At 70.1% G+C, this 13,740-nt stretch carries 14 protein-coding genes; 8 read left to right on the top strand and 6 right to left on the bottom strand.

The features are described 5' to 3' along the window. Window position 1 precedes the first annotated feature (1 nt). Window positions 2-823, top strand: coding sequence for a class I SAM-dependent methyltransferase (locus ABT158_RS35085; RefSeq protein ID WP_352360953.1), 822 nt, complete (start codon window positions 2-4; stop codon window positions 821-823). Between the two features lie 199 nt (window positions 824-1,022). On the opposite strand, the gene ABT158_RS35080 is transcribed toward ABT158_RS35085, so the two are convergent. From ABT158_RS35080 to ABT158_RS35065, 4 genes are all read right to left on the bottom strand, one after another. Then, a complete protein-coding gene (locus tag ABT158_RS35080; protein ID WP_352360951.1) occupies window positions 1,023-2,294 on the bottom strand; it encodes a PP2C family protein-serine/threonine phosphatase in 1,272 nt (423 codons plus the stop codon). Window positions 2,295-2,380: 86 nt separating this feature from the next. Beyond that, on the bottom strand, window positions 2,381-3,412 hold the full coding sequence (locus tag ABT158_RS35075; RefSeq protein ID WP_352360949.1) for an acyl-CoA desaturase: 1,032 nt from the start codon (window positions 3,410-3,412) through the stop codon (window positions 2,381-2,383). After that, window positions 3,409-3,732: an STAS domain-containing protein gene (locus ABT158_RS35070; protein ID WP_352360947.1), complete on the bottom strand. Its 324-nt coding sequence runs from the start codon at window positions 3,730-3,732 to the stop codon at window positions 3,409-3,411. The genes ABT158_RS35075 and ABT158_RS35070 overlap by 4 nt, the downstream gene beginning before the upstream one ends. Before the next feature lie 119 nt (window positions 3,733-3,851). Next, entirely contained in the window at window positions 3,852-4,379 is a 528-nt protein-coding gene (locus tag ABT158_RS35065) for a DUF5994 family protein (RefSeq protein ID WP_352361111.1), read from the bottom strand. A gap of 205 nt (window positions 4,380-4,584) precedes the next feature. Between ABT158_RS35065 and ABT158_RS35060 the strand changes: the two genes are divergently transcribed. The 6 genes from ABT158_RS35060 (at window position 4,585) to ABT158_RS35035 (ending at window position 9,413) form a co-directional block, all read left to right on the top strand. After that, on the top strand, window positions 4,585-5,589 hold the full coding sequence (locus tag ABT158_RS35060; RefSeq protein WP_352360945.1) for a tyrosine-type recombinase/integrase: 1,005 nt from the start codon (window positions 4,585-4,587) through the stop codon (window positions 5,587-5,589). 190 nt (window positions 5,590-5,779) lie between these two features. Beyond that, complete coding sequence (locus tag ABT158_RS35055; RefSeq protein ID WP_352321808.1) at window positions 5,780-5,902, top strand: hypothetical protein; 123 nt, start codon at window positions 5,780-5,782, stop codon at window positions 5,900-5,902. A 95-nt stretch (window positions 5,903-5,997) separates the two neighbouring features. Then, window positions 5,998-6,387 (top strand): STAS domain-containing protein, encoded by a 390-nt coding sequence (locus ABT158_RS35050; protein WP_352360942.1) that lies wholly within the window; start codon window positions 5,998-6,000, stop codon window positions 6,385-6,387. A gap of 273 nt (window positions 6,388-6,660) precedes the next feature. Next, entirely contained in the window at window positions 6,661-7,746 is a 1,086-nt protein-coding gene (locus tag ABT158_RS35045; RefSeq protein ID WP_352360940.1) for an AI-2E family transporter, read from the top strand. Window positions 7,747-7,944: 198 nt separating this feature from the next. Beyond that, a complete protein-coding gene (locus ABT158_RS35040) occupies window positions 7,945-8,901 on the top strand; it encodes an acyl-CoA desaturase (RefSeq protein ID WP_502911593.1) in 957 nt (318 codons plus the stop codon). Then, entirely contained in the window at window positions 8,898-9,413 is a 516-nt protein-coding gene (locus tag ABT158_RS35035) for a DUF5994 family protein (protein WP_352360938.1), read from the top strand. The genes ABT158_RS35040 and ABT158_RS35035 overlap by 4 nt, the downstream gene beginning before the upstream one ends. A 23-nt stretch (window positions 9,414-9,436) precedes the next feature. Here ABT158_RS35035 and ABT158_RS35030 read toward each other — a convergent pair whose 3' ends face one another. Then, the gene (locus ABT158_RS35030) at window positions 9,437-9,877 is read right to left on the bottom strand and encodes an ATP-binding protein (RefSeq protein ID WP_352361107.1); all 441 of its coding nucleotides are present in this window, start codon (window positions 9,875-9,877) and stop codon (window positions 9,437-9,439) included. Between the two features lie 434 nt (window positions 9,878-10,311). Here ABT158_RS35030 and ABT158_RS35025 point away from each other — a divergent pair, with 434 nt between their 5' ends. After that, window positions 10,312-10,701: an STAS domain-containing protein gene (locus ABT158_RS35025; protein ID WP_352360936.1), complete on the top strand. Its 390-nt coding sequence runs from the start codon at window positions 10,312-10,314 to the stop codon at window positions 10,699-10,701. A 159-nt stretch (window positions 10,702-10,860) separates the two neighbouring features. Here the strand turns inward: ABT158_RS35025 and ABT158_RS35020 are convergent, their stop codons facing one another. Further along, window positions 10,861-13,656 (bottom strand): ATP-binding protein, encoded by a 2,796-nt coding sequence (locus ABT158_RS35020; protein ID WP_352360934.1) that lies wholly within the window; start codon window positions 13,654-13,656, stop codon window positions 10,861-10,863. Between the last annotated feature and the right edge of the window lie 84 nt (window positions 13,657-13,740).

Raw genomic sequence — 13,740 nt, 5'->3', positions numbered from 1 at the left:
GATGGCCATCACCCTCCCCGACCTCACGCCGCTGGAGAACACGCTCTGGCTGACCCTGGCCGGCAAAGCGCTCGACTACCAGGCCAAACACTCGATCCTGCACGACAAGACCGCATTCGACATCGTCAAGAAGCTCGACTACGACGCCGGGCAGTTCAAGCTCTCCGCCAGCCCCGTCGTGGGCATCGCGCACCGCTCCCTGGTCATGGACAACATCGTGCGGCAGTTCATCGTCAAGAATCCCGACGCCGTCGGGCTCGACCTGGGCGCCGGACTTGACACCCGTGTCTACCGCGTCGACCCGCCCGCCACCGTCGACTGGTACGACGTCGACCTGCCCGGCGTGGCCAAGACCAGGCAATTACTGCTCCCCGAGCGTCCCCACCTCCACATCATCGGCTCCGACCTCAACGACCCCCGATGGATCAGCGAAATCCCCGCCGACCGCCCCGCCGTGATCGTCGCCGACGGCCTGATCGGGTTCCTGTCCAAGGAGGAACTGGCCACGCTCCTCGACCGCCTCATCCGCCACTTCCCCACAGGGGAGATCTGCTTCAACGGCTACACGAGGTTCCATGTCTGGGCGGCCAGGAAGTACGCCGGCACCCAGTCCGTCGTCCCCTTCCTGAGGTCTCCCGGCTTCGACACCCCGCAGGACATCGAGCGCCTGGAACCCCGCCTGAAGCTGGTACGCGAGATCCTGCTGGGCCGCGAGCCCGAGGTCGCCGACTACCCGTGGACGACCCGCCTGGCCAGCTTCCTGACGGCCTGGAGCACCTCCATCTCCCGCAAGGGCACCGCCATCCAGCACTATCGCTTCTAGAGGCTTCAGGCGGGCACGGACAGACTGGTGACCAGATGGCTTGCTCGGGCGGCGGCATGTGACCCTGGTAGGCCGCCGACGGCCTGCACCGCCGGCCCGATCCGTACGACCCGCTCCTGAAGGACGTCGGCCTCACCGATGTCGACCTGGCCACCTGGTCGTCGGCGTGCAGCCGGCTCGGCGCCCATGCTGTTGCGTCCTACGGTCCCGGCACCGCGATCTTTCCCAGGACGAGTTGCTGTTGCCGCCCGGTGCGCCACTCGACCATCAGCACGGTGGCGTCGTCTTGGAGCCGGCCGTGCTGGTGCTGCAGGATGCTGTGGATCAGCCGGCGGAGTGTTTCCGGGGCGGAGGTGCCGTCGGCCTCGTGACGGACGATGAAGTCGATGAAGCGCTCCAGCCCGAAGGGTTGCCCGTCCGGGCTCTCAGCCTCGATGACGCCGTCGGTGTAGAAGAGCAGCCGGTCCCCGGGTTCCAACTGGTAGCGCAGCAATCCGGTGGACAGGCCCAGGCAGATGCCCATCGGCGGATCGGGCACGCTGTCCAGGGTCGCGACCTGCTGGCTTTTGCGGATCACCAAGGGCGGATGGTGCCCTCGGTTGACCCAGCTCAGCCAACCAGTCCGCAGGTCCAGATCGGCCAGGACGCCTGTGGCGAAGCGGTCGATGAACTGCTCGTCGATCGCCGCGTCGATCGCCTCGCTCGTCGCGGGCAGGTCCTTGCCTTGGCGGCGGCTGGTGCGACCGGCCCCCATGGCGATGGTGGCGGTCAGGCCGGCCGCGGTGTCGTGTCCCATCGCGTCGAAGATCGACACGCGCAGTGTGCCGCTGTCGATCGCGTAGTCGTAGGCGTCGCCGCCCACCTCGTAGGCAGGTTCCAGCGCGGCGCTGACCACCACGTTGTCATCGGCGAAGGCTCGCGGTGGGAGCAGGTTCCACAACACCTCGGCCGACAGCGTCATCGGCCGAGCGCGTACCAGGCGCGCATAGGAGTCGCTGTGCGGGCGTTTGCTGATCACCAGCAGCGAGACGAGCGAGGCCAGCCGGCCGGCCAGCAACCCCACGCTCTCCGACCCCTGCGCCACGGTCACTCCCAGGACGCCAACCCGCTCGGTGTCGCTCAGCAACGGCACCCACAGGCGCTGCGGCCCATCACCCGCCGGCGACGTCGGCGCGGTCTCGGGCGCGGCGGGATCCAGCACGTGCCGGGCCTCGACGATCTCCATATTGCGGAAGGCACGTCCTGCCATGGTGGCGTCGATCCGGATCGGTTCGAGCGGTTCGCCGAACACGTCACGCTGCCCGGTCAGCGGGACCAGCACCTGCTGCTGCAGGTCGGCCACGTAGACCATGGTCTGGGAGAAGCCCGCCGACCGCCCGTACTCGGCGACCAGGCCTGGCAGATCCTCCAGCGAGGAGAGTTGGCTGGCGCTCAGCAAGCCGCCCAGCAGCTGCTCGCCATCACCGGTCACCGCGATGCCTTCCCTGGAGGCCCTTCCCCTTGCACTAGTTCCTCTTCCCAGCTGTACGAGCTTCTCCCCCAGCGTGCTGACCAGGGCTAACGCCTCTTGGTTCCGCCCTGGCGCGGGGCGCTGGTGCGCAGCGTGTGCTTGCCGGCCACCGTGCGATGGTGGCCGAGGACGTCGGGGGGCTGCCAGTGCACATCGCTGGCCCAGTTCAGGCGTTCGAACAGGCTGATGAGTGCGGCTGAGGGATCGATCTGGCGGCCGCTGCGGCCGTGCCGGGCGCAACTGGGCTCACTGTGGTGGCCGTTGTGCCAGCTTTCTCCGAAGGACAGCAGGGCCAGCGGCCACAGGTCGGTGGCGCGGTCATGACGGCGGGCTTTGTGCGGCCGCTCACCGATCATGTGGCACAGGGAGTTGACGCTCCAGGTCACGTGCTGCAGCAGGGCGATACGGATCAGGCCCGCCCAGATGAACGCGGTCAGCCCGCCGTAGAGGCTGCCGCTGATCGCCCAGCCCGCCGCGAACGGCAGGAGGAGGGAGGCGGCGCACAAGGCGGGGTAGGCGCGGGAGATCCGCAGCATGGCCGGGTCGTTGCGCAGCAGATCGGGAGCATACGTCGTGGCCGAGGTGGGTTCGCTGGAGAACAGCCAGCCCAGGTGAGCGTGGGCCAGGCCGCGCAGTCGTCCGCCGAGACCGGTGCCGTACCGGTAGGGGGAGTGCGGGTCGCCGGGCCGGTCGGTGAAGGCGTGGTGGCGGCGGTGGACGGCCACCCAGTCGATCAGGTTGCCCTGGAAGCTCATCGACCCGGCCACGGCCAGGACGGCGCGGAGCCACGGACGGGCGGTGAAGGAGCGGTGGGTCAGCAGGCGGTGGAAGCCGACCGTCACCCCCAGCCCGGTCACGACGTAGAAGACGACGGCCAGGAGCAGGTCGGTGAGACTGACACCGACTCCCCACGCCAGCCAGATGCCGGCGCCAAGCGCGAGGAACGGCGCGATCACGATTGCGGCGGTCAGTGTCACCGGGGTGATACCGGCCCGCGCCGGTGTCGCAGGCCGAGGGAACGGCGAACTGCCGTCATAGCCGGCCGGGGTGAGCTCGAAGGTGAGTGGTATGCCGGTCATGCGATGATCGGGAATCGGTGGCCCAGGCCGGTGATGTGCAGCAGCCGGGCCATGCGCGGCGGAACGCCGGTCAGGGCGAGCGTGATGCCCAGTGACCGGGCCCGGCCTTGAGCGCCGACCAGCACGCCCAGCCCGCCGGCGCCGCAGAAGGTCACCTGGGACAGGTCCAGGACGAGCAGGTCGGTGCTGTGGGCGAGAGTGTTGATCAGCCGCCTGCGCAGCTGAGCCGTGGTGAAGATGTCGATGTCCCCTGCCAGGTGCACGATGGTCGGCGCCGAGGCGCTCGCCTCGCCGAGTGGGGCGGTGTCGATGACGGTCATGGAAGTCTCCTGTGGAGAAGCTGGAACGCGATGAGATGCCTGCCGGCCGGAGATCGGCCCGCCGCCGGACAACGGGCGATGCCTGGACCGCTCAATCCGGCCGGCAGGCGGCACGCGGGTCACGCCAGGATCGGCCGTGCCGTGAACGAGGCCGCCTTGTGCCCGTTGACCGACCCGCCCTCGTTCTCCCAGCGGGCTGAGCCGGCCGTCGCACGCGGACCGGGGCCCGCCGGCAGGTGCGCCAGAGTGAGAATGGCGTCGGCCGTCAAGCCGGCGGTGTCCTGGGCGGTGAGCTTGAGCACGGCCTCGGCGACGCCGGCGGCGGTTCCTGACGGGATGATCAGCAGGACGACCGGCTCGCCGGACGCGAAGCTGAGAGTGATCATGCGCGGGTCGGTGTGGCGGAACCAGCCGACGCGGACCTGCCGACCGCGGGCCGGGATGCGGCGCGGGATGTTCTGCCACGCATCGCAATGCACGCCGACGCGGAGCGTGACCCGATCAAGCAGCCGGTCGACGGCGGCGATGAGACCGGGCAACTCCGCGGCGGTGTCACTGGAGTAGGGCCACCAGGCCCCGTCCACCACCGATCGACGATTCGGCACCGGGTGGAGACTGAGCCGTAGCGCGGAATCGACCCGAGGCATCGCGGACGAAGTGGGGCTGAGCGGTGCGGGCTGAGAAAGAAGTGTCGGCGTCATGGTCGCTGACCTATCCGGGCCCCTCAGAAGGGGCCTGTGGTGGTTCGCCGGGGGCGACGCAGACCTGAGTGCCAACGCTCGATAAGTCCTCGGTACCTTCAGTCTACCTCCTACTTCCGGAATCACATAATTCCGGAAGTAGACTCTGTGGATGACTTCCGGAAACTCGCCCTCGGGAATCACGGAGCCGGCCGGAGTCGCTTCCGGAAACCCGCGCCGGTCGCGGGCCGTCCCGCTCCCCGCTCCCTACGCCGCCGTCCTGGCCGACTACACCGCCGCACTTGAGCGCGCCCCGCTGGCCGACTCCACCAAGACCAAGTACACCTCCCGGCTGCGCGGCTACCTGGACTGGCTGGCCGTCCAAGCCGACGCCGCCGCCCTGGACGGCGATCCGCTCACCGATGCGGTCGCGGCCGCCGGCGCGGTACGCGACTTCCGCCGCCACCTCAAGGACGGCCGCCGCGCTCCCAACACCATCGATGCCTACCTGTCGGCCATCGACGACTTCTACGCTCGCCGCGGCCTCGGCAAGCCCCAGACCCAGCGCGAACGCGACTCCCGGCGCACCGCCCCCCGAGTCCTGGACGCCCGGCGCACCCGCCGCTACGTCCGCCACGTCCAGCTCACCGCCTCCCCGCGCGACAAAGCCGTCGCCCTGCTGCCCTACTACGCCGGACTGCGAATCTCCGAAGTCGTCGGCCTCGACCTGACCGACGTGCGCCTCTCAGCCCGCACGGGCGAACTACGCATCCGCGGACAGGGCCGCGACGACGGCAAGATCCGCCTGCTGCCCGTCCACCCCGACCTGCGCCAGGCCCTGACCGACTGGCTGGCAACCCGCGCCGGCTGGAAGGGAGCCGGCACCCACCCAGCGCTGTTCCTCAACCAGCGCGGCGGTCGCCTGAGCGACCGCGCAGCCCGCGACATCATCACCGGCCTCGGCGACGCCGTCGGTCTGGGCGAGGACCCCACCGAGCCCTTCAGCTCGCACGTCCTGCGCCACACCTTCGCCACCCAGCTCATCCGCCACGGCACAGACCCCGTCCTGGTCGCCGACCTCCTCGGCCACGGCTCGTTGGACACCACCCGCCGCTACGGCCTGCCGACCGAAGCGGACAAGGCAGCCGCCTTGAACGCCCTGATCAGCGACCACTAGCTGTACTGACCACAGAGGTTAGGTCGAGACGACACGCGAAAAATGATCTTGTAAAGGGGTGAGGGCCTTCGGTTCGGTGTGGATTGCGACATCTACACGCCGACCAGAAAGGCCCTCATGCCGTAACGCGCCGCTGACCGAACCCGGACGCCTGCGCCTGGCCCGCTGTGCCGGCCGGCTGAACGACGGCTTGAACGCCGAGCAGACGCTGGAGCGCATCACGACCGCCCTGAGCGAGTATGCCGGGGACCACCACAGCGACGACACCGCCCTGCTGCTCCTGCGCGTACCCACTGCTGAGGAGAAGCCATGACGACCGGCCGTACCGAACCGCGCCGGTGACAGGACGGGCGTCGCGACACATCAGAGAGCGGGCGCGGGGCAGAGGGCCCCCGAGAGGAGGCGTCGATGCCTTCGCAGCCGATGTCGAACGACCCGCCGCCCTTGCGGCTCAGCGTGCGCGCGGCGCCTCCGGGCCAGGTGGTGGCCGTCCACGGCGCACTGGACCTGAACACTGCCACGCACCTGGAACACGAAGTGGTCAAGGTGTGCCGGCAGCAGAACCCACCGTTAGTGATCATGGACATGTCCGGGGTGGAGTTCTGCGACTCCTCCGGGCTGAGCAGCCTGGTCCGTGTATGGAGGCAGATCGACCATGACGGCGGCGCGCTGGTCTTGATCGGCCTGCACGGCACATGTGAGCAACTGCTCCGCAGGACCGGCCTGCTGGGGCGCATATTTCCCACCCACCCCACTCTGGCGCAGGCACAGGACGCGCTGGCTCGGACACGGCAGTGATCGGCGAACCGCCATCGTCAATCCCGGAACCCAAGACGTCGGCAGGTGACCTCGCGCGTGTCGGCCGCCCCGATGGCGTTCACCCCCGCGGTGCTCACCGCAAGCCAAGTCGGCACCACGCAGGCCGCCGGGCTCGTGACGCAAATTCTCTGCTTCAACTTTCCTTTACCGAAGCCGGGAAGTGCGCCTATTTCCGACCGGTGGGGAAGTTTCCCGTGCGTGGACTCACCTCAGGAGCGCCTGTTGCGGTTGGTGCCTGCGACCTTGGCGAGGATGGCCGCGTGGTGCGCGTGCCTGATCGTCATCGGCATCGTGGCCAACTACGTGCTCGGTTTCGTGGCGACGATGCGCATCGTCGCCCTGCCGGTGGCAGTCGCCCTGTTGCTGACCGCGCTGCTGTTCCCGCTCACCCGGCGGCTGCGCGAGTCGGGGCTGCGGACGATCTACGCCACCTGGGTCACCATGCTGGTCGCGCTCGCCGTGCTGGGCGGGACGGGCTGGATCATCGGCGTGCGGGCCAATGAGGAGTTCCCCGGCCTGCTGACACAGGTCAGGCAGACGGCCAAGACGGTGGAGGGCTGGCTCTACACCGGCCCTCTGCACGTGAAGCCCGTTCAGCTCAGCGGCTGGGTGGACGAGATCGCCAAGCTGGTCACCGAGCGGCAGCAGCAGATCACCTCGACGGTTCTGGCGGGGACCGTGGTGGTGGTGGAGGCGCTGGCCTCGATCGTGCTCCTGCTGTTCGTGACGTTCTTCCTGCTCAAGGACGGTGACCAGATCTGGTCCTGGTTCCTCAAGGGGTTCGGCCGGATGGCGCCGCGGGTCGACCGGGCCGGGCGGACCGCCTGGACCACGCTGTCGCACTACGTGCAGGGCACGGTGGCCGTGGCCGCGGTGCACGGCGTGCTCATGGGTGTGGTGCTGGCCGTCATGGGAGTACCGCTGTGGGCGGCACTGGCCGTACTGATCTTCCTGGCCAGCTTCGTCCCGATCGTCGGCATCCTCTTCGCCGGCGCGGTCGCGACGCTGGTCACGCTCGGCGCGAAGGGCCCGATCTACGCGCTGATCTTCGTCGGCATCCTGATCGTCGAGCAGCAACTGGAGAACCACGTGCTCCAGCCGCTGATCGTCGGCCGGGTGCTGCACTTCCATCCGCTGGCGATCATCATCGTGCTGGCCGTCGGCGGCATCCTGGCCGGGATCGCGGGCGCGGTCGTGGCCGTGCCGATCACCGCCATCCTCTACCGGGCCGTGCCCGAACTCTTCAAGGACGACCCGCTCGCCCTCCCGGCAGGAGCGGCCCCGGAACCGCCGGCGAAGGCGGTGCCTCCCGGGAAGGAACCCGAACAGAAGGATTGACGGGCTCGGAGGCGAGCGCGAGTGGTGTCCGGGCCGTGGCGGCCTCATGCGGGACGGGCGCGCCCGATCCGTTGGCGGTGGGATGTCCCCCGCCCGTCCGAAGCTTGGCATCGACACGGGAGTGGCTTCCGTGCGTGTGGGCAAGTGAATTGCCGTCCAGGGGGCTGGAGGACGCTGCCGTGTGGGGAGGAAGTCGGCATGGCTTCGTCAGGAACAGGTGTCATCGAGCGGGCCGGCGCGGCACCGCTCATCGGCGGCCGTAAACCGGTCGCGGCGATGGTCGCGTTGTGGGTGTTCGTGCTGGTGCCGTTCGCGGCGCTGGCCGCCGCCGTGCCGGTGGCCTGGGGGTGGGGGCTGAGCTGGACCGACGTGGCGATAGCCGCCTCGGGTTACGTACTGACCGGGCTCGGCGTCACGGTGGGCTTTCACCGCCATCTCACCCATGGCGCGTTCAAGGCGGAGCGGTGGCTGCGGATCGGTCTGGCCGTAGCCGGGTCCCTGGCGGTGCAAGGCTCGGTCATCCAGTGGGTGGCCGACCACCGGCGCCATCACGCCTTCGCCGACCGTGACGGCGACCCGCACTCGCCCTGGCGTTACGGCAGCAGCGTGCGCGGCCTGGCCGAGGGGCTGCTGTTCGCGCATGTCGGCTGGATGTTCGGGCGTGACCTCACCAATCGGAAACGTTTCGCCAAGGACCTGCTCAACGACGCCGGCATCGGCCGGGTGGACCGGTTGTTCGGACCGCTGGTGGCAGCCTCGCTGCTGCTGCCGCCCGCGATCGGCCTGCTGGTCACCGGCACCTGGCGCGGCGCGCTGACCGCATTCTTCTGGGGCGCTCTGGTACGGATCGCGCTGCTGCACCACGTCACCTGGTCGATCAACTCCATCTGCCACGTCTTCGGCGAACGGCCGCTGATGACCCGCGCCGGAGACCGGGCCGCGAACTTCTGGCCACTAGCTCTCCTGTCATTCGGCGAGAGCTGGCACAACGGCCACCACGCCGACCCCACCTGCGCCCGCCACGGCGTGCTGCCCGGCCAGATCGACCTCTCCGCCCGGCTGATCCGACTGCTGGAGCGGCTCGGCTGGGCCCGTGACGTGCGCTGGCCGACCCCGGCGCGCCTGGCCGCACGACGCCGCGAGCCCTCCCCATGACCGGCTCCGAGGAGGTGCGGCTCAGCCTCGATCCCGACCTCGCACGTCGCGGCGCGGTGGACGGCGCGTGGTGGCCCGCCGGCTACGACGCCGGCGCGGAACTGCCCGCACTGATCGCCGCCATCGACCAGCGGCTGGAGCGGCGGGTCCTGCGCGTCGGCCTGCACGTCGACACCTGGCATAGCATCCCGCATCGCATCGCCGCCCCCGGCCGCCAGGTCAGAGTGGGCTGGTTCCGCACCATCGACCCCCACCTGATCAACCTCATCATTCCGGGGATCGAACACATCAACCTGCTCGTCATCCCACCCGACACCACACCCGCAGCCGCCGAGAAGGCACTCGACCTGGCCACCCGATGCCGAGGCCGCACCCGCTCCGGCGACCTCCTCACCGCCGCAGGCCACGACGGTCCCGCCGACACCGCCGCCGAGGAGGAGCAGCGCCTGGCCGGTTGGGACAACGAAGGCGGCCGGACCCGACAGCCCGCCCGCGAGGACCCCACACCCTGATCACGCGTTCGGTGGCGGGAAAGTCAGTCCCGCAGACGGACGACGATGACGACGGTCGTGCCGGCCGGGCCGGTGGTCACCGTGAGCGAGTCGCTGAGCTCGGCCATCAGCCACAGCCCGCGGCCGTGGTCACGGTCGCGGGCAGGCATCGATGCCCGCTGCTGGTAGTGGCGGGCCGGGATCCCGGGGCCATGATCGCTGATCTCGCAGCACAGCAGGCCATCGGCCTGCCACAGGCGGACCCGCCCGGACCCACCACCATGATCGAACACGTTGGCCACACCTTCGTGCACCGCCAGTTCAAAATCTTCCCGCCGAGCCGACGACAGCCCCTGCTGGGTGGCATGGGCGCTCACGCCCTTCCGCAATGCGCTCTGATCGTACGTGGCCGCACCACCCGGCCCGGACGTACTCAGTGCCCAGGTCAGCAACGGGTCTCGGCATTCCGGCGGCGGCCCGAACATCCCGCTCACCGGTCACGCCCGCTCATCGCCGGTCACCGGGGGCGACCGGCTGCCCTCCGAGGGAGCTGCCATCTGAACGCGCCGCACGCCCGCCCCCTCGTCGCGACATGTCGACAGAGGTCGGGACATCAGACGACGGAGGGGCCGCGACGGTCGGCACGGGCAATGGAATGGCCGACGGCGCCTTGGACATCATGGTCCCTTCGATGGCGCGATCAGCGTGACTTGCGAGAGCGACGACAACCGCAGTGCGATCAGATCCTGACTCGCGACACCCCTACCCCTGCGGCTAAGGGGGAAACGGCCCAGGGGTCCGGCTGCTGGCGACGCCCTTGCTCCCCATCGACAAGCCTCCTCCATCCATGAGATCGCCAAGCCCACTCGAAGAGGCTCAAGCGGGCGCGGGGCAGAGCGCCTCCCGAGAGGAGGCGTCGATGCCTTCGCAGCCGATGTCGAACGACCCGCCGCCCTTGCGGCTCAGCATGCGCGCGGCGCCTCCGGGCCAGGTGGTGGCCGTCCACGGCGCACTGGACCTGAACACCGCCACGCACCTGGAACACGAAGTGGTCAAGGTGTGCCGGCAGCAGAACCCACCGTTAGTGATCATGGACATGTCCGGGGTGGAGTTCTGCGACTCCTCCGGGCTGAGCAGCCTGGTCCGTGTATGGAGGCAGATCGACCATGACGGCGGCGCGCTGGCCTTGATCGGCCTGCACGGCACATGTGAACAACTGCTCCGCAGGACCGGCCTGCTGGGGCGCATATTTCCCACCCACCCCACTCTGGCGCAGGCACAGGACGCGCTGGCCCGAACACGGCGGTGATCGGCGAACCACCACCGTCAACCCCGGAAACCACGACGTTGACAGGTGACCTCGTGGTGGCTCGCGGACTTCGCCGAAGCCCGCATGGGGTCCTTGCGTCTGCCGACGATTACGTCCATGCAGTTCAAGCAGCATGTGAGTATCCGTGGAGGACTCCTGTTACGGGGTTCTCCTACCCGTCCTCGTGATCAGTGCTTCGAGGGCGGCTCGGCCCTCTTCGGCGCGATGTGGGATCAGCAGGAGGGTATGGGCCCGTTCCAGCCGGGCGTCGATGCCCTCCCACTGGGCGACCGAGGCCGTCAGCGCGTCCGGGTCCGCGTGGAGCCTGCCGCCGGCGCGAGCCAGGCATGCCGAGGCCCAGCGGTTCTCACCGGCTGTCAGGAGCGCGGCCGCGAGCCGGTCCGGGGCATCAGGCAGCCCGGCGACGACGGCCAGCTCGGCTCCCGCCGCCTGCGCGTACGCCGCGTAACGTCCCATCGAGAACGTGCCGAAAGCCCTCCCCACCAGGGCGGCCGCGTCGCTCAGGTCACCGGACTGCAGCGCGGCACGGGCATCGACGAACGCGCCGAAGGAAGTCAGCCGGGCATGCCCGGCCTGCGCGTGGTCGACCACCACGCCGGCCCTGTGACGCCAGAGCCGGAAACGGACCCGGTCGTCGAGAAGCCCGTGGGCGAGCGCCACGGCCGACACGGAAGGCAGCAGCCATCCGGCCGGGGGCCGGCCGGCTCGTTCCCAGCCCGCCCACATCCGTTCGCCGTAGCGCAGGGCCGCGCCGAGGTCCCCGGTGAGGACGAGCGCGGGGATCAGCCTGCTGGCCGAAATGTAGGGGTGGTCCCCGACGAGGTCGTCGGCCATCATGATCCGACCGGCGGTGATCGCCGCGGGCAGATCTCCCGCGACGATCGCGTCGGTGCAGGCCACGTGCAGGGTGTCCACGATCTCGATGGCCGAACGCGGGTCGTCGCGGTCCATCACGGACAGCAGTGCCAGCCGCTCCTCGGTGTGCCGCCTGGCTTCGCGATGCCGGCCGGCCCGTACGGCGGCGGTCGTCACCGCGTCGAGTCCCGCGCTGATGAGCACGGCGTCGCCCGTCGTCCGTGCGACGGCGAGCGCGCGGGCGGCCAGGGCCGGGTCCGGGTCGAAGGCGCCCGGCCGCTCGGTCCAGGCTGCCGCCGCGGCGATTGCCGCCGCCACGATCGGGTCGCCGGGGTCTCCGGCCTCGGCGGCTTCCGTGAGATGACGGCGAAGCCGCTCGCCGGGAATGCCGTCGGGGAAGGAGGCGAGAAACCTCGCTGCCGTCTCCACCGCACGGGCCAGGGCGATTGCGCGGCCGTTCTCGTCGCCTGCGGCGTGGGCCTGCGCCGCCGAGGCGAGCAGCAGGTCGAACACGTATTGCCCGGAGATGTTGTCCAGGGAGCAGTCGGCCGCGTTCCGCAGGTCCTTGGCCGCTTCGGCGGGGCCGGGCGCTCGTTCGGCTGCCTGCCGGTAGTGGCTTTGGGCCTCGGCCAGGAACCGGCGGGCGAAGGTGAGCTGCCCCAGCGAGCGGGCCAGGCCGTGCGCAGCCTCGCCCGGTCCAGGCGGTGCGGCGGCCAGCGCCGCCCGCAGATCGTCTGCGACCTCGTCGAACTCCCGCCGCCAGACCTCGGCGCCGTCCTTCTCGCTGTCATCGACCGGCGCCGCCGCCCCGGCGTCGTGCTGTCTGGCGGCGATCAGCCGCTCCTGCATCGCCGTCGCGGTACCGGCGGCCCACAGCAGATGGAGTTCCCGAGCCGCGTCGTGCTCGCCGGCGCCTCGTAACAAGTCCTCGGCGAAGGCTCTGACGGTCTGCAGGAGCCGCCATCGGCTCGCCGTCCCCTGGGTGCGTACGACGAGACTCTTGTCGACGAGCCGCCCCAGCACATGGCTCACGGCGCCGGGTGGGCGGCCGGCGGTGAGCGCCGTCGCGGCGGCCAGGTCGAAGCCGCCGCAGAACATCGACAGCCGCCGGAACAGCGCCTGCTCTTCCTCGTCCAGCAGGTCGTGACTCCATTCGAGCACCGCGCGCAGGGACCGATGCCGCCGGTCGGCGGCCCGTCCTCCGGTGAGCAGCCTCAGCGTGTCGTCGAGCGCGACGAGCAGTCCGGCAAGCCCCAGAGAGGCGCTGCGGGCCGCGGCGAGCTCGATGGCCAGGGGAATGCCGTCGAGGCGGGCGCAGATCTCCGTCAGCAGGGCCGGGTCGGCGTCGAACTCCGGATCGGCCGCGGTGGCCCGGTCGAGGAAGAGCGCCTCCGCGTCGGAGTCCAGGGGCAGCGGGCCGATCGGCACGGTACGTTCGCCGGGCACGCCGAGGCGCTCGCGGCTCGTCACGAGGATCCGGGTGCCCGGGCAGGCTGCCAGCATTCGCTCCGCGAAACCGGCAGCGGCGTCCAGCACGTGCTCGCAGTTGTCGAGGACGAGCAGCGCCCGACCGCGGCGGAGCCGTTCGATGACGGCGTCCTCCAACGGCTGCTGGGCGCGCTCACCGACCCCGAGCACCTTGGCCGCCGCCTGCGTGACGAACCCGTCCCGTACGGGAACCAGATCCACGAATGTCCCGCCGGCCGGGTACGAGGAGCAGATCTCTGCCGCGAGGCGGCTCTTGCCCGCGCCGCCGGGACCCAGCAGGGTGACCAGCCGGGAGGCGCCGAACGCCGCCAGGACCGCCTCGTGTTCCCGTTCGCGCCCGACGAACGAGGTCATCGGGGCGGGAACCCCGGGTTGCGGCGTGTCAGGGATGTCGCGGTCCACACCGGCCTGCACCGCCTGCTGCGCCAGCTCCTGCCGGTCGGCCACGCCGTACTTGCGCAGCAGCGAGGCGACGTGGCTCTCGACCGTGCGGACGGAGATGCGCAACCTGTTCGCGATCTGCGCGTTCGACAGCCGCGCCGCCACCGCCGCCAGCACCTCGGCCTCGCGCTGGGACACCTTTGCGATCATCCGGACATCATCACGTACGTATGGACGTCACGGACGTCTCAGTGGCGAATCAGTGGAGTCCACGGATGTCGAACAGCTGCCACG

It is taken from the genome of Nonomuraea sp. NPDC001636 (assembly GCF_040298265.1).
GTDB lineage: Bacteria > Actinomycetota > Actinomycetes > Streptosporangiales > Streptosporangiaceae > Nonomuraea.
Note: the sequence above shows the minus strand (reverse complement) of the source record. Positions and strands in the feature narration are given on the sequence as shown.

Excerpts from the sequence above, each read along its gene's own strand:
- ABT158_RS35085 (WP_352360953.1), top strand. The coding sequence starts at position 2 with ATGGCCATCACCCTCCCCGACCTCACGCCGCTGGAGAACACGCTCTGG.
- ABT158_RS35075 (WP_352360949.1), bottom strand. The coding sequence starts at position 3,412 with ATGACCGGCATACCACTCACCTTCGAGCTCACCCCGGCCGGCTATGAC.
- ABT158_RS35070 (WP_352360947.1), bottom strand. The coding sequence starts at position 3,732 with ATGACCGTCATCGACACCGCCCCACTCGGCGAGGCGAGCGCCTCGGCG.
- ABT158_RS35065 (WP_352361111.1), bottom strand. The coding sequence starts at position 4,379 with ATGCCTCGGGTCGATTCCGCGCTACGGCTCAGTCTCCACCCGGTGCCG.
- ABT158_RS35060 (WP_352360945.1), top strand. The coding sequence starts at position 4,585 with ATGACTTCCGGAAACTCGCCCTCGGGAATCACGGAGCCGGCCGGAGTC.
- ABT158_RS35050 (WP_352360942.1), top strand. The coding sequence starts at position 5,998 with ATGCCTTCGCAGCCGATGTCGAACGACCCGCCGCCCTTGCGGCTCAGC.
- ABT158_RS35045 (WP_352360940.1), top strand. The coding sequence starts at position 6,661 with ATGGCCGCGTGGTGCGCGTGCCTGATCGTCATCGGCATCGTGGCCAAC.
- ABT158_RS35040 (WP_502911593.1), top strand. The coding sequence starts at position 7,945 with ATGGCTTCGTCAGGAACAGGTGTCATCGAGCGGGCCGGCGCGGCACCG.
- ABT158_RS35035 (WP_352360938.1), top strand. The coding sequence starts at position 8,898 with ATGACCGGCTCCGAGGAGGTGCGGCTCAGCCTCGATCCCGACCTCGCA.
- ABT158_RS35030 (WP_352361107.1), bottom strand. The coding sequence starts at position 9,877 with ATGTTCGGGCCGCCGCCGGAATGCCGAGACCCGTTGCTGACCTGGGCA.
- ABT158_RS35025 (WP_352360936.1), top strand. The coding sequence starts at position 10,312 with ATGCCTTCGCAGCCGATGTCGAACGACCCGCCGCCCTTGCGGCTCAGC.
- ABT158_RS35020 (WP_352360934.1), bottom strand. The coding sequence starts at position 13,656 with ATGATCGCAAAGGTGTCCCAGCGCGAGGCCGAGGTGCTGGCGGCGGTG.